This is a genomic window from Amycolatopsis sp. ATCC 39116 (assembly GCF_000231075.2).
In the GTDB taxonomy this organism is placed as follows: Bacteria; Actinomycetota; Actinomycetes; order Mycobacteriales; family Pseudonocardiaceae; genus Amycolatopsis_E; species Amycolatopsis_E tucumanensis.
This window is the reverse complement of record NZ_AFWY03000008.1, coordinates 75,497-97,049: the sequence shown is the minus strand read 5'-3', so window position 1 is coordinate 97,049 and position 21,553 is coordinate 75,497. Positions and strand designations below refer to the sequence as shown.

26 protein-coding genes are annotated in these 21,553 nt (G+C 73.3%); 13 read left to right on the top strand and 13 right to left on the bottom strand.

Features of this window, described 5'->3' with window-relative positions:
* The first annotated feature begins 27 nt into the window (after nucleotides 1-27).
* From AMY39116_RS0312100 to AMY39116_RS0312090, 3 genes are all read left to right on the top strand, one after another.
* Nucleotides 28-459, top strand: coding sequence for an NfeD family protein (locus AMY39116_RS0312100; protein WP_017982381.1), 432 nt, complete (start codon nucleotides 28-30; stop codon nucleotides 457-459).
* A 28-nt stretch (nucleotides 460-487) separates the two neighbouring features.
* Nucleotides 488-1,852 (top strand): SPFH domain-containing protein, encoded by a 1,365-nt coding sequence (locus tag AMY39116_RS0312095; protein ID WP_020417921.1) that lies wholly within the window; start codon nucleotides 488-490, stop codon nucleotides 1,850-1,852.
* Nucleotides 1,853-1,970: 118 nt separating this feature from the next.
* Nucleotides 1,971-2,183 (top strand): hypothetical protein, encoded by a 213-nt coding sequence (locus AMY39116_RS0312090; RefSeq protein ID WP_020417920.1) that lies wholly within the window; start codon nucleotides 1,971-1,973, stop codon nucleotides 2,181-2,183.
* On the opposite strand, the gene AMY39116_RS0312085 is transcribed toward AMY39116_RS0312090, so the two are convergent.
* Nucleotides 2,155-3,498: an MFS transporter gene (locus AMY39116_RS0312085; protein ID WP_020417919.1), complete on the bottom strand. Its 1,344-nt coding sequence runs from the start codon at nucleotides 3,496-3,498 to the stop codon at nucleotides 2,155-2,157. The genes AMY39116_RS0312090 and AMY39116_RS0312085 overlap by 29 nt on opposite strands.
* A 137-nt stretch (nucleotides 3,499-3,635) precedes the next feature.
* Between AMY39116_RS0312085 and AMY39116_RS0312080 the strand changes: the two genes are divergently transcribed.
* Nucleotides 3,636-4,202, top strand: coding sequence for a TetR/AcrR family transcriptional regulator (locus tag AMY39116_RS0312080; RefSeq protein WP_027935845.1), 567 nt, complete (start codon nucleotides 3,636-3,638; stop codon nucleotides 4,200-4,202).
* Here AMY39116_RS0312080 and AMY39116_RS0312075 read toward each other — a convergent pair whose 3' ends face one another.
* The 4 genes from AMY39116_RS0312075 to AMY39116_RS0312060 form a co-directional block, all read right to left on the bottom strand.
* Nucleotides 4,203-4,961 carry an SGNH/GDSL hydrolase family protein gene (locus AMY39116_RS0312075; protein WP_020417917.1) on the bottom strand — a complete coding sequence of 253 codons (759 nt, stop codon included), beginning with the start codon at nucleotides 4,959-4,961 and terminating at the stop codon, nucleotides 4,203-4,205.
* 10 nt (nucleotides 4,962-4,971) lie between these two features.
* The gene (locus tag AMY39116_RS0312070; RefSeq protein ID WP_020417916.1) at nucleotides 4,972-5,880 is read right to left on the bottom strand and encodes an RNA polymerase sigma-70 factor; all 909 of its coding nucleotides are present in this window, start codon (nucleotides 5,878-5,880) and stop codon (nucleotides 4,972-4,974) included.
* Entirely contained in the window at nucleotides 5,877-7,049 is a 1,173-nt protein-coding gene (locus AMY39116_RS0312065) for an NAD(P)/FAD-dependent oxidoreductase (RefSeq protein WP_020417915.1), read from the bottom strand. The genes AMY39116_RS0312070 and AMY39116_RS0312065 overlap by 4 nt, the downstream gene beginning before the upstream one ends.
* Nucleotides 7,050-7,136: 87 nt before the next feature.
* Nucleotides 7,137-7,649, bottom strand: a complete 513-nt coding sequence (locus AMY39116_RS0312060; protein WP_020417914.1) for a CGNR zinc finger domain-containing protein — start codon at nucleotides 7,647-7,649, stop codon at nucleotides 7,137-7,139.
* 25 nt (nucleotides 7,650-7,674) lie between these two features.
* Here AMY39116_RS0312060 and AMY39116_RS45395 point away from each other — a divergent pair, with 25 nt between their 5' ends.
* Together AMY39116_RS45395 and AMY39116_RS0312055 are read left to right on the top strand one after the other, a co-directional pair.
* Entirely contained in the window at nucleotides 7,675-7,854 is a 180-nt protein-coding gene (locus tag AMY39116_RS45395; protein ID WP_084506088.1) for a hypothetical protein, read from the top strand.
* Nucleotides 7,851-8,687 carry a patatin-like phospholipase family protein gene (locus tag AMY39116_RS0312055; protein WP_020417913.1) on the top strand — a complete coding sequence of 279 codons (837 nt, stop codon included), beginning with the start codon at nucleotides 7,851-7,853 and terminating at the stop codon, nucleotides 8,685-8,687. The genes AMY39116_RS45395 and AMY39116_RS0312055 overlap by 4 nt, the downstream gene beginning before the upstream one ends.
* Before the next feature lie 288 nt (nucleotides 8,688-8,975).
* On the opposite strand, the gene AMY39116_RS0312050 is transcribed toward AMY39116_RS0312055, so the two are convergent.
* Entirely contained in the window at nucleotides 8,976-9,860 is an 885-nt protein-coding gene (locus tag AMY39116_RS0312050) for an SMP-30/gluconolactonase/LRE family protein (protein ID WP_020417912.1), read from the bottom strand.
* A gap of 37 nt (nucleotides 9,861-9,897) precedes the next feature.
* The gene (locus AMY39116_RS0312045; protein ID WP_020417911.1) at nucleotides 9,898-11,016 is read right to left on the bottom strand and encodes a tyrosine-type recombinase/integrase; all 1,119 of its coding nucleotides are present in this window, start codon (nucleotides 11,014-11,016) and stop codon (nucleotides 9,898-9,900) included.
* Nucleotides 11,017-11,273: 257 nt separating this feature from the next.
* On the opposite strand from AMY39116_RS0312045, the gene AMY39116_RS0312040 reads away from it, so the two are divergent.
* On the top strand, nucleotides 11,274-12,416 hold the full coding sequence (locus AMY39116_RS0312040; RefSeq protein WP_235716109.1) for a hypothetical protein: 1,143 nt from the start codon (nucleotides 11,274-11,276) through the stop codon (nucleotides 12,414-12,416).
* Between the two features lie 344 nt (nucleotides 12,417-12,760).
* Here the strand turns inward: AMY39116_RS0312040 and AMY39116_RS0312035 are convergent, their stop codons facing one another.
* Nucleotides 12,761-13,258, bottom strand: a complete 498-nt coding sequence (locus AMY39116_RS0312035) for a helix-turn-helix domain-containing protein (RefSeq protein ID WP_020417909.1) — start codon at nucleotides 13,256-13,258, stop codon at nucleotides 12,761-12,763.
* Nucleotides 13,259-13,350: 92 nt separating this feature from the next.
* On the opposite strand from AMY39116_RS0312035, the gene AMY39116_RS0312030 reads away from it, so the two are divergent.
* From AMY39116_RS0312030 to AMY39116_RS0312010, 5 genes are all read left to right on the top strand, one after another.
* Nucleotides 13,351-14,751, top strand: a complete 1,401-nt coding sequence (locus AMY39116_RS0312030) for a DHA2 family efflux MFS transporter permease subunit (protein WP_039791438.1) — start codon at nucleotides 13,351-13,353, stop codon at nucleotides 14,749-14,751.
* A 26-nt stretch (nucleotides 14,752-14,777) separates the two neighbouring features.
* Nucleotides 14,778-15,485, top strand: coding sequence for an NUDIX domain-containing protein (locus AMY39116_RS0312025; protein ID WP_020417907.1), 708 nt, complete (start codon nucleotides 14,778-14,780; stop codon nucleotides 15,483-15,485).
* Nucleotides 15,482-16,480 (top strand): ADP-ribosylglycohydrolase family protein, encoded by a 999-nt coding sequence (locus tag AMY39116_RS0312020; protein ID WP_020417906.1) that lies wholly within the window; start codon nucleotides 15,482-15,484, stop codon nucleotides 16,478-16,480. The genes AMY39116_RS0312025 and AMY39116_RS0312020 overlap by 4 nt, the downstream gene beginning before the upstream one ends.
* A 62-nt stretch (nucleotides 16,481-16,542) precedes the next feature.
* Nucleotides 16,543-16,773 carry a hypothetical protein gene (locus AMY39116_RS0312015; protein WP_020417905.1) on the top strand — a complete coding sequence of 77 codons (231 nt, stop codon included), beginning with the start codon at nucleotides 16,543-16,545 and terminating at the stop codon, nucleotides 16,771-16,773.
* Between the two features lie 31 nt (nucleotides 16,774-16,804).
* Nucleotides 16,805-17,518 carry a trimeric intracellular cation channel family protein gene (locus AMY39116_RS0312010; RefSeq protein WP_020417904.1) on the top strand — a complete coding sequence of 238 codons (714 nt, stop codon included), beginning with the start codon at nucleotides 16,805-16,807 and terminating at the stop codon, nucleotides 17,516-17,518.
* Here AMY39116_RS0312010 and AMY39116_RS0312005 read toward each other — a convergent pair.
* Nucleotides 17,503-18,087: a helix-turn-helix domain-containing protein gene (locus AMY39116_RS0312005; RefSeq protein WP_020417903.1), complete on the bottom strand. Its 585-nt coding sequence runs from the start codon at nucleotides 18,085-18,087 to the stop codon at nucleotides 17,503-17,505. The two genes, AMY39116_RS0312010 and AMY39116_RS0312005, sit on opposite strands and share 16 nt — an antisense overlap.
* A 79-nt stretch (nucleotides 18,088-18,166) precedes the next feature.
* On the opposite strand from AMY39116_RS0312005, the gene AMY39116_RS0312000 reads away from it, so the two are divergent.
* Nucleotides 18,167-18,736 carry a bifunctional 2-polyprenyl-6-hydroxyphenol methylase/3-demethylubiquinol 3-O-methyltransferase UbiG gene (locus AMY39116_RS0312000; RefSeq protein WP_027935843.1) on the top strand — a complete coding sequence of 190 codons (570 nt, stop codon included), beginning with the start codon at nucleotides 18,167-18,169 and terminating at the stop codon, nucleotides 18,734-18,736.
* Here AMY39116_RS0312000 and AMY39116_RS0311995 read toward each other — a convergent pair.
* From AMY39116_RS0311995 to AMY39116_RS0311975, 4 genes are all read right to left on the bottom strand, one after another.
* Nucleotides 18,726-19,577, bottom strand: coding sequence for a dihydrodipicolinate synthase family protein (locus tag AMY39116_RS0311995; RefSeq protein ID WP_020417901.1), 852 nt, complete (start codon nucleotides 19,575-19,577; stop codon nucleotides 18,726-18,728). The two genes, AMY39116_RS0312000 and AMY39116_RS0311995, sit on opposite strands and share 11 nt — an antisense overlap.
* A gap of 11 nt (nucleotides 19,578-19,588) precedes the next feature.
* Nucleotides 19,589-20,296, bottom strand: a complete 708-nt coding sequence (locus AMY39116_RS0311990; protein WP_020417900.1) for a class I SAM-dependent methyltransferase — start codon at nucleotides 20,294-20,296, stop codon at nucleotides 19,589-19,591.
* The gene (locus tag AMY39116_RS46045) at nucleotides 20,286-20,471 is read right to left on the bottom strand and encodes a hypothetical protein (RefSeq protein ID WP_157358524.1); all 186 of its coding nucleotides are present in this window, start codon (nucleotides 20,469-20,471) and stop codon (nucleotides 20,286-20,288) included. Before AMY39116_RS46045 ends, AMY39116_RS0311990 begins: the two co-directional genes overlap by 11 nt.
* Nucleotides 20,472-20,672: 201 nt before the next feature.
* Nucleotides 20,673-21,548: a LysR family transcriptional regulator gene (locus AMY39116_RS0311975; protein WP_020417898.1), complete on the bottom strand. Its 876-nt coding sequence runs from the start codon at nucleotides 21,546-21,548 to the stop codon at nucleotides 20,673-20,675.
* Between the last annotated feature and the right edge of the window lie 5 nt (nucleotides 21,549-21,553).

Below are 21,553 nucleotides of genomic sequence, written 5' to 3'. Positions count from 1 at the left end.
GCGGTCACCTTCTGCCACGATGGGCGCATGACACCGGCGCTCGTCTGGCTGATCGTCGCCATCGTCCTGATGGCCGCCGAAGTGCTGTCCGGCGACTTCTTCCTGCTGATGCTCGGCCTCGGCGCGTTGTTCGGGGCCGGCGCGGCGCTGATCACCGGCAACATCGTCGTCGACGCGGTCGTGTTCGCGATCGCGTCCGGCGCGCTGATCTTCCTGGCCCGGCCCGCGCTCAAGCGCCGGTTCCTCACCGGGACGGGTCACCGCACCAACACCGAGGCCCTGATCGGCGCCAGGGCCGTGGTCGTGTCCGTTGTGGACGGCCACTCCGGGCGTGTCAAGCTGGCCGGCGACGTGTGGTCCGCACGGTCCATCGCCGACGGTCAGCGAATCGAACCCGGCACGACCGTGACCGTGGTAGAGATAGCGGGCGCCACGGCCGTGGTGGCGCCCGAGCCGTAACCACAACCTGCATATCGGGAGAGCGATCTTGGGAACCGCAGCGATCATTGTTGTCGCGGTCATCGCCCTGTTCGTGATCGTGACGATCGCGAAGGCGATCATGGTGGTCCCGCAGGCCCAGGCCGCGGTGATCGAGCGGCTGGGCAGATTCAAGTCGGTCGCCTCGCCCGGCCTGAACTTCCTGGTGCCGTTCCTGGACAAGGTGCGGGCCCGCATCGACCTGCGCGAGCAGGTCGTGTCGTTCCCGCCGCAGCCGGTGATCACCGAGGACAACCTGACGGTGTCCATCGACACGGTCGTCTACTTCCAGGTGACCGACGCGCGCGCCGCGGTGTACGAGATCTCCAACTACATCGTCGGTGTCGAGCAGCTGACCACCACGACGCTGCGCAACGTGGTCGGCGGCATGACGCTGGAGCAGGCGCTGACCTCCCGCGACCAGATCAACAACCAGCTGCGCGGCGTGCTCGACGACGCCACCGGCCGGTGGGGCATCCGCGTGGCGCGGGTCGAGCTCAAGGCGATCGACCCGCCGCCGTCCATCCAGGACTCGATGGAGAAGCAGATGCGCGCCGACCGGGAGAAGCGCGCGATGATCCTCAACGCCGAAGGTCAGCGGGAAGCGCAGATCAAGACGGCGGAGGGGCAGAAGCAGTCGCAGATCCTCGCCGCGGAGGGCGCCAAGCAGGCCACCATCATGGCGGCCGAGGCGGAGCGGCAGTCGCGGATCCTGCGGGCGCAGGGTGAGCGCGCGGCCCGCTACCTGCAGGCGCAGGGCCAGGCCAAGGCGATCGAGAAGGTGTTCGCCGCGGTGAAGGCGGGCAAGCCGACGCCGGAGGTGCTGGCCTACCAGTACCTGCAGACGCTGCCGCAGATGGCGCAGGGCGACGCGAACAAGGTGTGGCTGGTGCCCAGCGACTACGGCAACGCGCTGCAGCAGTTCGCCCGCGCGTTCGCCAAGCAGGACGCCGACGGCGTGTTCCGGTACGAGCCGGCCGAAACCGACGGGGCCGAGCCGCCCACACTGGACGACGAAGAGGTCGCCAGCTGGTTCGACACCTCCACCGACCCGCGGATCGCCGAGGCGGTGCGCGAGGCCGAGGCGGTGGCGCGGCAGGAGGTGCCCGGCCCGCTGTCGCACCAGCCGCAGCCGCCGGCCCCGCAGGCGACCAGCGCGCTGCGCGGCAACCCGGTGACCGAGGAGGCGCCCGCCATGGAGCCCCCGGTGGCGCCGGAGCCGATCTCGCCGCCGACCACGCCGCAACCGCAGTTCCCCACGGCGGGCGGACAGCAGGGCCAGCTGCCGACGCGCAGCCCGGGCCAGCACTACGGCAACCCGCCGCGGCCGCAGTACCCGCCGCAGCAGCCGCCACCCGCGCCGCCGCAGCAGTAGTCCCACTCCGGGGCCGCACCGGAATCCGGTGCGGCCCCTTTTCTTTTGCCCGCGGACCGGGTGCCACGCTTGGCGGGGCGTGGTCTCCGGCCGGTGGGCCGGGTGTCATCCTGGAGTCGTGAGTGAAGAGCCCGCGCCCGCCGCGCAACGGCGGCGCCTGTTGTGGGGGTCGGTGCTGGCCACCGTGGTGGCACTGGCGATCCTCGTGCCCGGACTGGCCGGGGCGCTGGGCGCCCGGTCGAACTGGCTGCCCTACGGGATCGCCCTCGCCGTGCTCGCCGCGCTCGGCTGGTACCAGTGGGTCAGCGCCGGTAGACCGCGTCGTCGGTGATGTCGGCTCGCGAGCGGTCCTTCAGCAGCGCCACGCAGACGATCGTGACCACCGCCGAGAGCACCACGTAGGCCGAGATCGAGTACGGCGTACCGGTGGTGTGCAGCAGCCAGGTCGCCAGCAGCGGCGCCGGGCCGCCCGCGAACACCGACGCCAGCTGGTAGCCGAGCCCGGCGCCGCCGTAGCGCAGGTGCGTCGGGAAGCTCTCGCCGATCAACGCGGCCTGCGGCCCGTACTGCATGGCGTGCGGGATCATCGACACCACGACCGCGACGAAGATCAGCACCTCGCCGCCGTTCTTCAGCACCGCGAAGTACGGGAACGCCAGCAGCCCGGTCAGCACCGCCCCGGTCAGGTACACCCGTTTGCGGCCGATCCGGTCGGACAGCTGCGAGAACCACAGGATCAGCGCCAGCTCCACCGCCGCGCCGAGCAGGACGGCGTTGAGCACGAACGTCTTCGAGTAACCGTGCTCGGCGACCACGTACACCAGCACGTAGCTGGTGTAGAGGTAGAACGGCATCTGCTCGCTGAACCGCAACCCGGCCGAGAGCAGGATCTCCCGCCAGTGGTGCTTCACCGCGTCGGCCACCGGGCTGCGCGAAGTCCGCTTCTGCGCCACGACCTTGGCGAACATCGGGGTCTCCAGGATGCGTAGCCGGATCACCAGTCCGACGGCGACGAGCAGCAGGCTGGCCAGGAACGGCAGCCGCCAGCCCCACGAGTCGAACGCCTCCTCCGGCAGCACCGCGGACAGCAGGGTCATGCCGCCGGTGCCGAGCACGAGCCCGACCGGCACACCGACCTGCGCGAAGCTGCCGAGCAGCCCGCGCTTGCGCTGATCGCCCCACTCCATGGCGAGCAGCACCGAGCCGCTCCACTCGCCGCCGATCGCGATGCCCTGGATCAGCCGCAGCGTCACCAGGATCAGCGGCGCGGCGATCCCGATGGTGGCCGCGCCGGGCAGCACCCCGACCACGCCCGAGGCGATGCCCATCATCAGCAGCGTGACCACGAGCGTGGTCTTGCGGCCGATCCGGTCGCCCCAGTAGCCGAAGATCGCCGCGCCGATCGGCCGTGCGGCGAAGCCGACGGCGTAGGTGGCGAAGGACTGCATCGCCCCCGCGTAGCTGGAGGAGGCGGGGAAGAACAGCTGCGGGAAGATCAGCGCCGCGGCCGTGTTGTAGAGGAAGAAGTCGTACCACTCGATGGTCGTGCCGATGGCGCTGGCGAAGGCCGCGCGCCGCACCTGGGTGGTCTTCTGGCTGGTCTGTGCCTGGAGAACGGTGTCCGCTTCGTCGCGTCCGAGGACCATGTCGCCGAGCCTCCTGTGATCGGCTTCACTTCCCGAAGACGATCCCTCACCGGAGTGACGATGTCCAGAGGCAGACCGGGAATCACCACCGTTCGCCGCGTTCCGGCGGTACCTCACGAAGCTCTACGATGCGCCGCATGACGGAACCGAGGCCGCTGCGCGCCGACGCCCGCCGCAACCGGGCGCGCGTGCTGGCCGCCGCCGAGACGGTGTTCGCCGCGAGGGGCACCGGCGCGCCGACCGAGGAGGTCGCGCGGGAGGCGGGCGTGGGCATCGGGACCGTGTTCCGGCACTTCCCGACCAAGGAGGCGCTGCTGGAGGCGGTGCTGGCCGACCGGATGCGCCGGTTCGCGGAGGAGGCGCAGTCCTTCGCCGCCGCGGCCGATCCGGAGAGCGCTTTCTTCGGATTCCTCGCGCGCTGGGCGGAGGTGTCCGCGGCGAAGAACGCCTACGCCGACGCGCTGGCCGCGGCCGGGGCCGAGGTGCCCCGGCTCGCCGCGGAGGTCGGTGCGAAGGTGCGGGATGCGCTGGGCGCGTTGCTGTCGCGGGCGCAGCAGGCGGGCGCGGTGCGCGAGGACGTGGGGGTCGCCGAGCTGATCGCGTTGATGGTCGGCGCCTCCCGCGCGGCCGAGCACGTCGGCGACGACGCCGGGCTGCGCGCCCGCACGCTGGGGATCGTCTTCGACGGGTTGCGTCCCCGCTGATCACTCGAGCGGCAGCAGCACCGGTCGTTTCGCGGACAGGGTGTCGCCGGAGGACTCGCCACGCAGGCGGCGGCCGATCCAGGGCAGCACGTGTTCCCGTCCCCACTGCAGGTTCTCCGCGCGCTGCCGCCGCCGGTCCACCAGCTCCCGCGGCCCGAGCGCGGCGGGGGAGAGGTCGTGCGGCCGGCCGAGCACGTCGAGCACGGCGATCGCGACCTCGGTGTGGCCCAGCGCGTTGAGGTGCAGCCGGTCGGCCGACCACAGGCGCCGGTCGCGCAGCTGCCGCATGCCCCACATGTCCACCACGTGCGCGCCGTGCCGGGCGGCGATCACGCGGGTGTGCTCGTTGTAGATCGCGGTGCGTCCGCGCAGCTTCCGGAACACCGGGTCCTCGGCGCCGTCCACCCCGGTGAACAGCAGCACGGTGGCGCCGGTCTTGGCGAGCCGCTCGACGGCGTTCTCGAACCGCGCGGCGAGGGCGTCGATGTCGGCCTTGGGGCGCAGCAGGTCGTTGCCGCCCGCGTAGATGGACACCAGGTCGGGTTGCAGCGCCAGTGCCGGTTCGAGCTGCTCGGCGAGCACCTGGTCGAGCAGCCGTCCGCGGATCGCGAGGTTGGCGTAGCGGAACCCGGGGTCGGCGGCCGCCAGCTGCTCGGCCACCCGGTCGGCCCAGCCCCGCACGCCGTTCGGGCGCGCGGGGTCTTCGTCGCCGACGCCCTCGGTGAAGGAGTCGCCGAGGGCCACGAAACGCTTGTACATGCTCAGCACTTTAGGCGACCGTCCCGGACGGCCCGAGACCGTGCACCGTGCCGGCCGCGACCGCGCCGAGTTTGTCCGGGTTGGCCACGTTGTGCAGTGTGGTGATGCGGCCTTCGGCGTCGAAGTCGAAGGTGACCGTGGCCAGCACGCGGTCCGGGCCGCGGAAGACGAGCCCGGGGCCGCCGTTGATCTCGGTCAGTTCCGTGACCACGTCCGCGGGCGCGACACCCTGGTAGGTGACGGTGCCGATGGCGGCGAACCAGCCCGCCACCGTCTCCGCGCCGGTCACCGGGCGCAGGGCCTGGCGGACCTTGCCGCCGCCGTCGGTCCACAGCGTGACGTCCGGGGACAGCAGTTCCATCAGGGTGTTGACGTCACCGCCGGTCGCGGCGGCGAGGAACCGCTCGGTGACCGCGCGCTGCTTCGCGCGGTCGGCCGGGAACCGCGGGCGGCGGGCCCGCACGTGCTCGCGCGCCCGGTGCGCGGCCTGCCGCACCGCCGGTTCCGACCGCTCCACCGCCTCGGCGATCTCGGCGTGGCTGAACCCGAACACGTCCTTGAGGACGAACACCGCGCGTTCCAGCGGGCTCAGCGTCTCCAGCACCACCAGCATCGCCGTGGACACCGAATCCGCGCCGGTGACCGCGTCCGCGCTGTCGGCGGTGGTGAGGATCGGCTCCGGCAGCCACGGCCCGACGTAGGTCTCCCGCTGGTGCCGGGCCGACCGCAGCCGTTCCAGCGCCAGGTTGGACACGATCCGCGCCAGGTAGGCCTTCGGGTCGGCGACCTGGGAGCGGTCCGCGGCGGACCATTTGATCCACGCGTCCTGCACGACGTCCTCGGCGTCGGCGGCGCTGCCGAGGACCCGGTAGGCCACCGCGAACAGCAGGTTGCGGTGCTGGTGGAACGCCTCGGTCATCGGGCGCCCCGGGTGAAGCGGCCGCCGCGGGGCCAGAACGCGCCCGAAGCGGGCATCTTCTTCATGCGCAGGTAGGTCGGCCAGGGCGAGGCGGTCACGGTTTCTTTGTACCGGGCCGCGAGCCTGCCGGTGAGGCAGATCCGCCGCGGGCTGTCGTCGGGGTGGGTGAACTGCACGACGGCGTCGTGGCGGCCGAGGCTGACCGGGGTGTGGTAGTAGCCGAAGCGGAACGGTTTCGGTTCCTTGCCAGCCAGGGCGCGCAGGATCGAGACCGCGGCGTGAACGCCGGTCGGCATCCCGCTCTGGCAGGTGCCGTGCAGGACGCCGTAGCCCTGGCTGATCGCGGCCGCGTCGCCGACCGCGTGCACGTCCGGGTGCGAGACCGAGCGCAGGGTCGCGTCGGTGATCACACGGCCGCGGTCGTCGACGCCCAGCCCGGCGGCGGCCGCGAGCGGCGCGGCGCGGGTGCCGCTGGTCCACAGGACGGCGTCGGCGGGAATCGTCTCGCCGCCGGCCAGTTCGACGGCGTCCGGGAGCACTTTGGTCGCCTCCACGCCGGTGCGCACCTCGACGCCCAGCCGCTCGAGTGCGGCGTGGAGGTGGGCCCGGGCCTTGCGGTTCATCGTCGCGCCCGGCTCGCCCCGCCCCAGCAGGACGACCCGCAGCCGCGGGTGCTGCTCGGCGATCTCGGCGGCCGATTCGACGCCGGTGAGCCCGTTGCCCGCGACCACGACCGTGCCCTGCTCCAGGCGCGCCAGCAGGCCGGCCAGCACTTCGGCGTCCTCCGGGCTGTTCAGGGTGTGCGCGTGCTCCTCGACGCCCGGCACGGTGACGGTGTCGGCCACGCCGCCGAGGGCGTACACCAGCGTGTCGTAGCGCAGCACCCGGTCGTCGTCGACGCGCACGGTCCTGGTGCCCGGGTCGAGCGCGGTGACCCAGCCGCGCACGAACCGCGCGCCCGTGCCGTCCAGCAGTTCCGGGATGCTCAGCTCCGCGACCTGTTGCCCGGTGGCGGTCAGGTGCAGCCGCAGCCGCTCGGTGAACATCTCGTGCGCGTTCACCAGGGTCACTTCGACGTCGTCGCGGCCCTTCGTGCGTGCCGCGAGCTGGATCGCCGCGGCCGTCCCCGCGTACCCCGCGCCCAGCACCAGAACCTTGTGGGTGGTCATCGTTGTCGCCTCCTCGTCGGCTGTTGACGACCACGAGATGGGAGGTGCCGGCCCGTTCGTGACATGGCGCGGTGTGACGGGCGGCACCTACATGGCTCGGGCCCGGTGTTCGGCGACGTGGACGCGGGTCGCGCAGCGGGTGGAGCAGAACCGGCGGCGGCCGTTGCGGGAGGTGTCGACGAAGACGAAGTCGCAGCCCTCGCGGGCGCAGGCGCCGATCCGCCCAGGGTCCTCGCACAGCAGGTGGGCCAGCCCGCCCGCGGTGAAGGCCCGGATCCGGCGGGTCAGGGTGTCGTCCTCGCCGGCGTAGTGCAGGTGCGCGGGCAAGCCGTCGTGGCGGGAGACGAACGGACGGCACGCGGTTTCCGCCAGCAGCTCGTTGACCAGGTCGATCCGCCGGTCGGCATCGGGTTCGGCGAACACCGCGCGGATCCGGCGGCCCCACGCCCGCGCCTGGGCCGCTTCGGCTTCGGTGAGCCGGGTCAGCGACATGCCCGCCTCGCGCATCATCCGCAGCAGCTCGGGCGCGGCGGCGTCCGGCATGTTGACCAGGCCGGCCGCGACCTGCGCGGCCGGTCCGCCGTAAGGGTTGAAGTGCACTGACCCATTACAGCACGCTGGGGTCATGACCGACGAACGTTGCCCCCGCTGCCAGTGGCCGCTGTCCGAACTGCTCCGCGCCGGGTCGAGCCACCCGGTGTCGGCAGGGCGCGTCGACTACCGCCGCTGCGTGTGCGGGACCTGGCTGCTCCTCGTCAACGGCGCTCTCGCCGGAGCCACGCGGGGGCCTAGGATCGGCGCATGACGCGTGCGCTCGTGCTCGGTGGTGGCGGTGTGGCCGGAATCGCGTGGCAAACCGGTCTGTTGCACGGTTTGTCGGAGTCCGGAGTGGACGTTCTCGGCGCGGACCGGTTCGTCGGCACCTCCGCCGGATCGACGGTGGCGGCGCAGATCACCAGCGGCACCGCGCTGGCCGAGCTGTTCCGGCGGCAGGTGGATCCGGCGCTGCAGTCGCCGGAGATCCCGGCCGACGTCGACGCCGAGACGATCGCGGAGATGTTCGGCGCGGCGGTGAGCGGCGCGACCGACGCGAAGGACGCGCGGCGGCGGATCGGTGACCTGGCCCTGGCGGCGCGGACCGTGCCGGAGGCCGACCGGCTGAAGGTGATCGAGGCGCGGCTGCCGGTCCACGACTGGCCCGCGGCGGCCCTGCAGATCGTGGCGGTGGACGCGGCGACCGGCGACGACCGGGTGTTCACCGCGGAGTCCGGGGTGTCGCTGGTGGACGCGGTCGCGGCCAGCTGCGCGGTGCCGGGCACCTGGCCGCCGGTCACGATCGGCGGCCGCCGCTACATCGACGGCGGGGTGCGGTCGATGGAGAACGCCGACCTCGCCGCCGGCTGCGACCGGGTGCTGGTGCTGCGGGTGACCGAGGTGCCCGGCAACACCGACCTGGACGAGCAGGTGGCGGCGCTGCGGCGGGACGGCGCGGCGGTGCTGGTGCTCGCCCCGGACGCGCCGGCGGCCGAGGCGATCGGGCCGAACCTGCTGGACCCGTCGGTCCGCGACGCGGCCGCGCGCGCCGGGTACGACCAGGCGGCGCGGGTGGCCGCGGAGGTCAGGGCCGTCTGGGGTTAGGCGCTGTTTCCGCAGCGGCGGAGCCGCTTACAGTGGGCCTCCGCCGCGGGTTTGAACGGGCAGAGCCGCGCGGAGCGCGTCCGTCGAGGTTGGCGGTAGATGCCGGGTGGGAGTTTCTGGCGCGGTAGCGCCGACCTGGTGGTCGGGCCGGCGGGCGGGGCCGCTACCCGCACCGCCGCGCAGGCCACTTCCGAAACACGCCCCAGTCCCCGGCCGGGGCCGGACGGCGGCCACGGAGGATCGGTCCGGCGCCCGCGATCCCCGTGCGGACGCCGGACCACGACGCCCTCAGGGGCGCCCGGCGTGCGGGACCTCGACGCGGAAGGCGAGCAGGCTCGCTTCCCGCGCGTCCTTGCGGGCGTGCTCGTTGAAGTCCGGTGCCGCGCACGCGAACAGCGTGCGGCCGTCGGCGCCGCCCAGCATGCAGGCGAACACCCCGGTGCCCGGCCGGATCTCGTCGGCGATCTCGCCGCCCTCGCGGACGCGCAGCAGCCTGCCGCCGATGCCGTCGGCCACCCACAGGGCGCCTTCGGCGTCGAGGCAGCAGCCGTCCGGCGCGACGGCGAGCTGGGGAAGCGCTTTCTCGAACTCGCGCTCGGTGAGCGGCTCGCCGAACTTGGCCCACACGCGGCGGTTGGTCAGCGACCCGTCGGCGGCGATGTCGAAGGCGGTCACCCGGTTGCCGAAGGTCTCGTCGACCAGCAGCACGCCGTCGTCGGTGATGACGCTGCCGTTGGGGAACCACAGGTCCTCGGCGACGACGGTGACGCTGCCGTCCGGGTCGACGCGCAGCAGGTTCGCCGGCGCCACCGGGGCGCCGTTCATCAGGTCGAACCCGAAGTTGCCGACGTAGGCGCGCCCCTGGGCGTCGACGACCATGTCGTTGGGGTGCCCGGTCACGTGGGCCGACAGGTCGGCGTGGGTGACCAGGGTGCCGTCGGGCTCGCGGCGCAGCAGGCGGGCGTCGCGCATCGAGACGACCAGCAGCCGGCCGTCGGGCAGCCAGCCGAGCCCGGAGGGCTGACCGGGCACCTCGGCCTCCACCCGCAGATCGCTGCCGTCCTCGAGGCTGGACTGCACGAGGTGGGTGTAGAAGTCGGCGAACCAGATGCGGTCCTCGTGCCAGCGCGGACATTCGAGGTAGGAGAACCCGCTCAGAACTGAGTTGTGCACGGGGGGTAGTCAGTCACGCCACGGGCACGGTGTCAAGTCACGCGTCGCGCACCAGCCGGAGGTGGCGCTGTTCGGCGGGTTCCGATGTCTCAGTCGTGGTTCCGCCGGTGAGGTCGGCGAGCATCTGCGTGGTCTGGCGGCGTCGGCTGCGGCGCACGTAGATCAGTGTGGTGGCAACGCTTTCGTGGCCGGCGAGGTCGGCCAGGTCCTCGACCGAGACGCCCTTCTCGTAGCCGAGGGTCAGGACGGTGTGCCGCAGCGAGTGCGGGACGACGTCGTCAGGTTGGTCCAGACCGGCGCCGCGCGCGGTCTCCCGCAGGAGGTTGCCGAGGTCGCGGGAGGTCAGGGGTGTGCCGGTGCGGGTGGCGAACAGCCAGCCGGACAGCTCGGCGACCGGCTTGCCTTCGCGCGCGGCGCGGGCGGCCAGGTAGTCGCCGAGGGCGGTGTCGGCGCGGCCGAGGATGTCGGCGGTCTTGCGGTGCCCGCCCTTGTTGACGTAGCGCAGGATCCGGTGGCCGTGGTCGACACCCAGGTCGCCGTCCGGGCCGCAGCGGGCGTGCAGGATCGCGCCGGACCGCACCGCGGTGGTGGCCATGATCTCCAGGATGGCGAGGTTGCGCAGCGCGGCTTCGGTGCCGAGCTGCGCGGCGCGGTCCCGGGCGTGACCGAGGAGGGCGAGGAGTTCCTCGTAGGTGAGGGCTCGGGTCTGGGACTCCTGGTCGCGCTTGTGGCGGGGGACCAGCCGCGCCGGGTTGTCGTCGTGGACGCGGTTGTCGATCAGCTCGGTGTACCACGAGCTGACGGCGGCCAGTCGGGCGTTGTGGGTGACCGGGCTGCCGGGGTCGAGCAGGGCGATCCAGTCCCGCACGTCGGCGAGGCGGGCGGCCAGCGGGTCGACGCGGTGCCAGTCGCAGTAGGACAGCCACAACCCGAGACCGCGCCAGTAGGAACGGCGGGTCTGGTGGCTCTTCATCGCCAGCAGCCACGCGTGGGTGATCGCCCGCGGCCCGTGCCGGTCCGTCAGCTTCCCGGGCAGCGCGGGCAGTTCGGCGACCGCCTCGTCGAGCCAGGCCCGCAGCACGTCGGGAGCCGGCGCGCGGGCGGGCAGCGGCCGCGGCGCGAACGGCGCCAGTTCGATGGTGTCGTCGCCGGTCACGTCCTGGATTCTGCCTCAGGTTCTCCTGATGCTCGCGAGGTATCGGACCACCGGTCGGAGGCTTCGGAGCCGCGGTCTGCGGCCTACTCCTGAGCCCGGGTCGTTTCGTCACAGTGACGATCGCGGCTTTTCATGCCCCTTCCTCTGTCTGCCTGGCCTCCGCGATAACCGTGATTATCGCGGTAGTGCTTGCCTTGTAGTTTCGTTACCCTAACCCTAGGTTAGAGTTATCAAACTCGAACTGATAACCTGCGGTTATGCAGGAAACACCCCCACCACCGCCTCGCAGGGACGCCACGGGAAGCCGGGAGACCGTGTCCGATCCGGCGCTGTGCCGGTACTGCCGCCGGCACCCGCGGAAGCAGCCGGGGCCGCGGGGTGGGCGGCCGGGGGAGTACTGCACGACGGTGTGGGCGGTGGACGAGCGCGGCCGGGAGGTGACGTGCGCGCGGCTGGACGAGGCCGACCAGATCGCGTACGCCGCCTACGGGCCGGCGATGCCGGGGCTGGACGTGGCCGCCGTCGGCCGGGACGTGAGCCGGGCGCTGGCGGAGATCACGCCGTTGCAGCAGACCCTCGCCGCGCTGGACGGGCGGCTCGACGCCGAGATCGCCGAGGCGCGGGAGCGGGTCACGGAAGCCGAAGCCGCGCGCGCCGACGCCGAGGCCAGGGCGGACGCCGCCGAGCAGCGCGCCGTCGAGGCCGAGGCGGCGGCCGCGGAAGCAGCCGACCGGGCGGAGGCCGCCGGCAAGCGCGCGGCGGAAGCCGAGGAGCGCGCCGCGGCCGACCGGGGTCAGGCCCAGCGCGCGATCGCTGACCGGCTCACCGCCGAGGGCGAGATCCGCCAGCTGCGGGAGCGGCTGGACCAGCTCGAAACCGAGCACCGCCAGGCGGCCGAGACCGCGGCGGCCCGCATCGAGGAACTCACCGCCGCGGCGGCCGCCCGGGCCAGCGAAGCCGAAGCGGCCCACGCCCGGGCACGGCAACTCGAAACCGATCTGCGCGACCTGGCGACGCAGCACCACGAGGACATCGAACAGCTCCGCGCCCGCCACGACCGGACGCTGTCCGAGGAGCGCGCGAAGCACCGCGAGGACCGCGAGCGCTGGCAGGCCGAGCACGACGAGCGGATCACCGCGCTGCGCGAACAGCACGAGGCAGCGCTGAATGCCGCCCGCGAACGCGCCGCCGAGCTGGCCACGGCGGCCGCCCGAGCCGAAACAGCAGCCACCGAAGCACGCACCACCGCCACGACGGCGATCCGCACGGCCGATGCCACCGCGGCGCGACTGTCCACCCTGCGGGAGGGCGTGCTGACCGCACTGGCCGACCCCGAGGGGGATTTACTTGTCCGGTTGCGCACCCTGCTGGCCGAGACCGCCCCGACTGCTTCCGGCTAGCGGCGCTACGCCCCGCTGCTCACCGGTCCCGACACCGCTCCGCGGGAGCCGGGCGGCAGCGGCACCGCCCATGACCTGATCGCGGCGGCCGGCGCACTGGCCGACCCCGGGGTGAACCTGCCTGCCCGGTTGCGCACCCTGCTCGCCGACACCACCCCGGCCGCCTCCAGTTAGCGGCGCCACGCCCCGCGCCCCTCCCGCCACCACTCCGCAGGAGCCGCCGGCGGCGGCGCCGCCCCATGGCCTGACCGTGGCGGCCGTGCACTGGCCGACCCGGCGGACCCGGTTGCCCACGTCGCTACCGGCACCGCCAGGCGGGGGTCTCAACCGGGCAGCGTGGTTGATCAGCTGTCCGAGCGCGGCCGGCGCCACGCCGGGTTGAGGCGGACCCCCAGTTCCTCCAGTTCGACCGGCTGCCCGTCGTCGGTGTGGAGGCCGGCCTTCACCGGGGCTCCGGTTTCGTGGTCGACGTACAGCAGCGGCGGCCCGCCGTCCTGCAGGTGCTTGTCCGCCCACTGCATCAGGCCGATCACCACCGGCAGCAGGTCGCGGCCCATTTCGGTGAGCACGTACTCGTCGCGGGTGCGGCCGCCCGCGTCGCGGTAGGGCTGCTTGTCGAGCAGTCCGGCTTCGGTGAGGTTCCGCAGCTGCCGGGCCGCGGCCGTCTCGGTGATGCCGATCCGCTCGGCGAAGGCGGTGAACCGGGTGGTGCCGTAGAAGGCCTCCCGCAGGATGAGCAGCGCCGACTTCGTGCCGACGATCTCCAGGGCCTTGACCAGCGAGCAGTGGTCGGTCTTCCACGAGCTGAGATCCGCGAGCGGACCTTCCATCACGGCGGGCATGGCACCGATGCTACCCCTCGCTGACTACACCCATGTATAGTCAGCCGCTGGCTACACAAAGGTGTAGTCAGCCTGGGGAAGCGGAGATCTTCATGTCAGAAGCAACACTGGTGACCGGGACACGGCAGCGGGACACCGCGATCGTGGTCGTGCTGTGCCTGGCGGCGTTCATGGCGATGCTGGACGTCTTCGTGGTCAACGTCGCGTTCACCGACATCGGCGCGAGCTTCGCCGGCTCCTCGCTGGCGGACCTGAGCTGGGTGCTCAACGCCTACACGATCGTCTACGCGGCGCTGCTGATCCCGGCCGGGCGGCTGGCGGACCGGCACGGCCGCAAGGCGGGTTTCCTCGTCGGGCTGACCGTGTTCACCCTCGCCAGCGTGGGCTGCGCGATGGCGCCCGGGCTGTGGTGGCTGGTCGCGTTCCGGGTGCTGCAGGCCGCCGGCGCCGCCGCGCTGACCCCGGCCAGTCTGGGCCTGCTGCTGACCGCCCTGCCGCCCGAGCGGCGCGCGGGTGCGGTGAAGGTGTGGGCCACCACCAGCTCGTTCGCCGCCGCGCTCGGCCCGGTCGTGGGCGGGGCGCTGGTCGAGCTGTCGTGGAACTGGGTGTTCCTGATCAACGTGCCGGTCGGTGTGGTGGCGTTCGCCGCGGCGGTGCGCCTGGTGCCGGAGTCCCGGGACGAGTCGGTCACCCGGCTGCCCGACGTGCTCGGCGCCGTGGTGCTCGCGGTCGCGATCGGGGCGCTCGCGCTCGGTCTGGTGAAGGGCGGCGAGTGGGGCTGGGTCAGCGTGGCGGCCCTGGTTGCGTTCGGCGTCGCGGTGGCGGGCATCGCGCTGCTGGTGGTGCGGGTGCTGCGGCACCCGGCGCCGGTCGTGGAGCCGGGACTGTTCCGGGTGCCGGCCTTCGTGTGGGCGAACGTCACGGCCGTGGTGTTCTGCACGGCGTTCGGGGCGTTGTTCCCCAGCGTCGTGCTGTGGCTGGAGAACGTCGCCGGCTACAGCGCGATCGCCACCGGTGTCGCGATCCTGCCGGGGCCGCTGATGGTCCCGATCTTCGCGATGGTCGGCCAGCGGCTGGCGCGCCGGATGCCGGTCGGCCTGCTGGTGGCGGTGGGAAACCTGGTGTTCTGCTTGGGTGCGGTGATGCTGGCCTGGAACGCTTCGGCGCAGGCGCGGTTCGCCACGGACGTCCTGCCGGGATGGATCGTGACCGGCGTCGGCATCGGCCTGGCGCTGCCCAGCCTGATGGCCGCCGCGACGGCGAGCCTGCCGCCGGCCCAGGCCGCGACCGGCAGCGCGGTGGTCAACACGGGCCGCCAGCTGGGGTACGTCCTGGGCGTGGCGGTCCTGGTCGCGGTCCTCGGCACACTCGACACCCCGGACCCCGGAACGACGACGGGCTTCGCGGGCGCCTGGTGGTTCATCGCCGCTGCCGCCGGCCTCGGTGCCCTCACCGCGCTCGGCCTCACGCCCCGGCGCCCGGATGGTTTATAGTCACTGAGACCAATAAGGGGGGGTGGATGTACGACAAGCACGCGTACGAGCCCTTCGCGGTGACGGTCGACCTCGCGGTGTTCACCGTGCGCGCGGGGCGGCTCTGGATCCTGCTCGTGGAGCGGGGTGCGGAGCCGTTCGCGGGGTGGTGGGCGCTGCCGGGCGGGTTCCTGCGGCCGGACGAGTCCGCGGAGGCCGCGGCCCGGCGGGAGCTGGCTGAGGAGACCGGGTTCGCCGAGGTCGCGGGGCTGCACCTGGAACAGTTGCGCACCTACAGCGAGCCGGACCGGGATCCGCGGATGCGGGTCGTCTCGGTGGCCTTCGCCGCGCTCGTGCCGGGCGCGCCGGAGCCGGCCGGCGGCGGTGACGCGGCACGGGCCGCCTGGGTGCCGTTCGGTGAGCAGGGGCCGCTCGCCTTCGACCACGACCGCATCCTGGCCGACGCCCACGACCGGATCGGCGGGGAACTCGAACGGACGGGCCTGGCGACGGAGTTCTGCGAGCCCGAGTTCACCCTCGGCGAGCTTCGCCGGGTCTACGAGGCGGTGTGGGGGACCGGTCTCGACCCGGCGAACTTCCGGCGCAAGGTGCTCGCCACCCCGGGGTTCGTCACGCCGGTCGACGGCGCCCGGCTCACCGGCGGGCGCGGCAAGCCCGCCGCGCTCTACCGGGCCGGTGGCGCCGCCACGCTGCACCCGCCGCTGCTCCGACCGACGGAAGGACGACGTTCATGACCAGACAACCGGCCACCGGCTCGCTGCTGGGCCTCGCACTGGGCGACGCGCTCGGCGCGCCGACCGAGTTCCAGGGCGTGCCGGCGATCCTCGCCGCGCACGGGCCGTGGCGCGAGATGGACCTGCCCGGCCCCGTCGCGCTGATCACCGACGACACCCAGATGGCGCTGGCCGTCGCCCGCGCGGCCATTCAGGGCGAACTGGAGCCGGAGCGGTTCGAGCCGCCGTTGCGGGCGGAGTTCGTCACCTGGCTGCGCTCGCCCGACAACAACCGCGCCCCCGGCGCCACCTGCCTGCGGGCCTGCCGCCTGCTGGAGGCCGGTCACCCGTGGCCGGAAGCCAGTCAGATCACCTCGAAGGGCTGCGGGGCGAACATGCGGGTCACGCCACTGGGCCTGCTGCCCGGGATCGACAGCAAGCAGCGCGCGGGCGCCGCCCAGTTGCAGGCGGGCCTCACCCACGGCCACCCCACCGGGCTCGCCGCCGCCGATCTCACCGCGCACGCTGTGCACCTGCTGGCCGAGGGCGCCGAACCGGCCGGCCTGCCCGGGGAGTTGCGCGACTACGCCGTCCAGCACCGCGAGACCTACCACGAGCGGTGGCTGGGCGACCTGTGGACGCGCGCCGGGGACTCCTCGCCGGAGCAGTTCATCGCCCGCGGCTGGGACGAGTGCCTGGCCGCCCTGGATCGCCTGGACGCGGCGGTGCGCGACGGCGACCGGGACACCGACCCGTGCCTGGCCACCGGCGAGGGCTGGGTCGCCGAGGAGGCCCTGGCTACCGGGCTGTTGTGCTTCCTGCTGTTTCCCGGCGACCCGGTGCTCGCGCTGCGGCGCGCCGCTTGCACCTCCGGCGACTCGGACTCGATAGCCGCGCTGGCCGGTGCGTTCGCGGGCGCCTGCCACGGCGCCGGAGCCTGGCCGCCGGAGTGGGTCGCGCGGCTGGAGCACCGCGACGAGCTGCTGGCGTTCGGCGCGACGTGGGATGCGGTCTAGAAGTTTCGTCGGACCGGGGAGGTACCGTCCAGGCAAGGAGCACGACGCGTCGAGGAGCCAGGGTGAAGGCGAAGGACCAGCTCAGCCTGTTCGAGGCGCTGCCGTGGTTCGTGCCGGACGTGCCGGCTCCGTTCGCCGACGAGCGGCGGGCGCACCTGTTCGCCGACGAGCAGCCCTACCTGGGGTACCGGATCGCGCGGTGCGGTGAGCGGCGCCGCATCTGGACGGCGATCGAGCACGTGCCCGGCGGTGAGCAGGTGCCGCGCTGCGCGAAGTGCCTCGCCGTGTCCTGATCGTCCGTCCACTGCGGACTAGGGTGCCGGTGTGGCTGGAACGGCGGTCGAAGCGATCAACCAGGTGACGCGCTACCTGGATCTGGCGGGCGTGTTCGCCTGCGCGATCCTCGGCGGCGCGATCGCCCGCAGCGAGCGGCTGGACCTGTTCGGGTTCCTCGTGGTTGGCAGCGTGTCCGGGCTGGGCGGCGGCGTCATCCGGGACACGCTGCTGCAGCACGGCACCCCGGTGGCGCTGACCGACTACGCCTACCTGCCGACCGCGCTGGCCGGGGCGCTGCTGTCGTTCGTGATCTCGATCAGCGAGAACGCGTGGGACAAGCTGTTCACGGCGCTGGACGCGGCGGTGATCGGGTTCTGGGCGGTCACCGGGGCCCAGAAGACGCTGGCCGCCGGGCTGGGCTGGCTGCCGGCGATCCTGCTGGGCACGACGACCGCGGTCGGCGGCGGCGCGCTGCGGGACATCATGCTCCGGCGCGTGCCGGCGGTGTTCGGCGGCAACGCGCTGTACGGCACGGTCGCGGCGGCCGTCGCGGCCACCATGGTCGTCTGCCACTACCTGGGCGCCCCGCTGGTGGGTGTCGTGGCCGGGGTCGTGGGCGCGCTGCTGTTTCGGCTGGCGGCGGTGAAGTTCGGGTGGAACCTGCCCAACGGGCTGGAGTGGCAGCCGCACTCCCGGCTGGCGAGCGCGTGGCGCAGCCGCCGGGTGCGGCGCAACCCGCCGGAGGGTCAGGAAGGCCGGTAGCGGGCCCGGATGTGGAAGCGCTCGCCCTGCGGTCCGAGGATGCTGAGGAACTCGGCCGGGTGGCCGTCGGCGTTGCCGAACCAGTGCGGCAGGTGGGTGTCGAACTCGGCGACCTCGCCGGCGGACAGGACCAGGTCCTGCTCGCCGAGCACGAGGCGGAGCCGTCCGTTGAGGACGTAGAGCCAGTGGTAGCCCTCGTGCGAGCGGGGATCGGGCTCGAGGTCGGACGGCCCGGCGGGCAGGATGTGCTTGACGGCCTGCAGTCCGCCGGGTTTGCGGGTGAGCGGGATGACGGTCATGCCGTGGTGGGTTCTGGGCCGCGGGTAGACCCGCGGGTCGCCGGTGGCCGGCGCGCCGACCAGGTCGTCGAGCGGCACCTGGTAGGCCTTGGCCAGGGGCAGCAGCAGTTTCAGGCCGGGGGTGCGCTGCCCGGATTCCAGGCGGGACAGCGTGCTGACCGGGATGCCGGTGGCCTGCGACAGGGCGGTCAGGGTGGTGCCGCGGCGCCGGCGCAGCTCACGCAGCCGCGGCCCGACGGCGCCGAGCACGGCGTCGAACTCGTCGCTCATGCCCCCACTGTGCCCCCGCTTTTGCGGATTCCGCAAAGAACTTTGTCAGTCCGGCCAGTTGCCGGGCACGGTGGCGGTCATGGACTGGGACGAGATGTACCGGGGCCGCGAGCGGGTGTTCAGCGGCGAACCCAACGAGGTGCTGGTCACGGAAGTGGCCGATCTGGCGCCGGGGCAGGCGCTGGACGTGGGGTGCGGGGAAGGGGCCGACGCGTTGTGGCTGGCGCGGCGGGGCTGGCACGTCACGGCGATCGATGTCTCCCGCGTGGCGCTGGAGCGCGCGACCGCGGCCGACGACACCGGACGCGTGGCGTGGATGCACGCGGACCTGACGGTGCTGTCACCCCCGGCGGGCTGCTTCGACCTGGTGTCGGCCCACTACGTCCCGCTGCGCAAGGCCGAACCCGGCGTGCTGCGCGGTCTGCTCGCCGCGGTCGCGCCGGGCGGCACGGTGCTGGTCGCGAGCCACGACCCCGCGGAGCTGACGGCACGCGAGGGTTTCGACCCGGCCGACTACTACCACCCGGCCGACGTCGCGGCGCTCCTCGGTCCGGAGTGGACCGTGCTGGCCGACGAGATCCGGCCGCGCGCCCGGCCCGGCCGGTACACGCGGGACACCGTGCTGCGGGCGCGGCGGGCTACAGGTTGAGTTCCCGCAGGGTGTCGATCACCTCGCGGCGAGCGGCACCGTCGAGTTCGCGCAGCGGGCGGGGCAGCACGCGCTCGCCGGTCAACCCGAGGTGGCTGGCCGCGGCGGCGACGACCCGGATGCTGCCGTGGCGGGCGAACAGGTCCCACAGCGGCCGCAGGCGCTCCGACTCGCCCGGGTCGCGCATGACCGCCCGCGCGGTGTCCGGGAACAGGCCGCCCAGGACCGAGTACCAGACGTCGCAGCCGGCGGCCAGGCCGGTGGCCGCGACAGCGTCGCCGCTGACGCCGATCCGGACGGTGTCCGGGATGCGGGCGCGCAGGGCGTCCACCCTGGCCTTGGCGTCGCCGGGCACGCCGGGGATCTTGATGGAGCCCACGTTCGGCAGCGCGGCGATGCGGCCGTGCAGTTCGTCGCTGAACTGGAAGTGCGTGGTGCGCGGGTTGTCGTAGACGCACAGCGGGACCGACAGTTCGCGGGTGACGTCTTCGTAGAGCCCGAACACCTCGTCGTCGGTGAGGGGCTGGTAGCTGACCGGGGCGAGCAGCACGGCGGCCGCGCCAGCGTTCTGGGCGTCCTCGGCCAGCGCGAGGACCTGGCTGGTGGCCGTGGCGCCGATGCCGACCATCACCGGGGTGCCCGCCGCCGCGTCGACGGCGATCTTGGCCGCTTCGGCGCGTTGCTCCCGGGTCAGGTAGGCGTAGGAACCGGTGGAGCCCAGCGCGCCGATCGAGTCCACCCCGGCCTCGGCGAGGCGGGAGACGAGCCGCGCGTAGGCGGTGGTGTCGATGCCGGATCCGGTGACCGGGGTGAGCGGGAAGGCGGACAGGCCGGTGAACATGCGTCGTCCTTTCAGGGGCGGGTGGCGGTGAAGATCGCGTGCCCGGCGTGCAGCCAGACCAGGTCCACGTCGGCGAACCCGGCGTCGGCGAGCCAGGTCAGGTGCTCGGCGATCGAGGAGGGCGTGTCCACCGGGTCCGGGCGGGGCAGGCGGTGGTAGTTCCACTCGGCGCCCTCGAACGCCTGCGCGGCGTCGTCGCCGCCCGCGTCGCGCACGGCCCGGTCCCAGTGCGTGGCGGCGACCTCGCGGGCGCGGGCGCCGACGGGTTCGACCAGGTCGGCCATGACGAACACCCCGCCCGGCACGAGCATGTCGTGCAGGTCGCGGTAGAGCGCGCGCTTGCCGGGGCCGTCGAGGTGGTGCACCGCGAGCGAGGTCATCACGCCGCCGAACGGGCCGCGCCGCCAGCCGCGGTCGTGGATGTCCGCCCGCACCCGCTGCCACCGGCCGGGGAACGGCGCGAGCCGGGCGGCGGCCTTGTCCAGCATCTCCGGCGAGCCGTCGAGCAGGGTGACGCGGCCGGCGGTTCCGCGGCGCAGGTACTCCTCGGACAGCAGGCCCTCGCCGCAGCACAGGTCGAGCACGTGCGGCTCGGGGATGGCGTCGAGCAGGTCGCAGACGGTGGCGATCTGCTCGCGCCGCCGTGGCACGAACGCGTCGCCGTAGGTGGTGAACAACTCGGTGTCCGACGGCCGCCAGGCGGGCTGTTCAGGGGGCACCGCACACCCCGTAAAGACCGAGCGGCGCGGGCGGCAACGGCAGGCTGACCAGGCGCCGGGACGCGGCCAGCGCCGCATCGGGGGCGACGCCGACCCCGGCGCGGCGCGCGATCGCGGCGACCGGCACGTCCTCGCCGCGGGCGTCGGCTCGTAACCGAGAAGGTTCGGCGGGCATGTTTGTCACCTTAGCCAGCCGGGGCGAATCCTTTTCTGGCTTCGGATCCTGACGCACCACAACCCGGCGAAATGCTGGTGCGCGTGCACGCGGCCGGCAGCGCGGCTGTCCAGTCGGGACGGTCGATGGGTGTGCAGGTCACCGCGCTGGCCGGGTGAAGTCGTGGATTCGGTGTTCCCGCTGGCGCGCACCGTGCCGCCGTCATAGCCGCGCGCGGGCGCGGTCGAGGAACACCCGCGCGGCGGGGCTCGCCGGGCCGGCCGCGCGCCACGCGAGGGCGAGGCAGCCTCGCAGCGGCGGGTCGGTGATCGGGATCGGGTGCAGGTCGGGGCGTGTGGTGGCGACCGAGTCCGGCAGGATCGCCACGCCCAGGCCGCGGGCGGCGAGGTCGGCCAGGACCGTGGGGTGACCGGCCTCGAACCCGATCCGCGGGGTGATGCCGCGCGCCGCGCAGGCCTCGTCGAGCCGGGCGCGCAGGCCGGTGCCTGCGGGCAGGCTGATGAGCGGCCGCTCCCGCAGGTCCGCGAGGGGGACCTCGGCGCGCCCGGCCCACTCGTCGTCCAGGCTGACGGCGGCGGTGATGGCCTGGTCGGTGAGGACGAGGACGTCCAGGCCGGGTGGGCGTTCGTCCGTGGCGAGGCTGATGATCGCCGCGTCGAGGCGGCCGTCGCGGATGTCCGCGGCGAGCTCGCCGGAGCGGCCTTCGACGAGGGTGATCTCCACGCCGGGGTGTTCCTCGTGGAAGCTCGCCAGCAGCCCGGGCACGTCGAAGCTGTGCGAGGTGACCATGCCGAAGGCGACCTTGCCCCGGACGAGGCCGCGGAACTCGTCGGCGACCAGCCGCGCCCCGGCGACGGCGGCCAGGGCCGCGCGGGCGTAGGGGAGGACCGCGGCGCCCACCTCGGTGAGCCGGACCGTGCGCCCGGACCGGTCCAGCAGCTCGTGCCCCAGCTCCCGCTCCAGCCGCCTGACCTGCGCCGACACGCCGGGCTGGGCGACGTGCACGCGTTCGGCGGCGCGGGTGAAGTTGCCCTCCTCGGCGACCGTCACGAAGTACTCGAGCTGACGCAGTTCCATAAGCG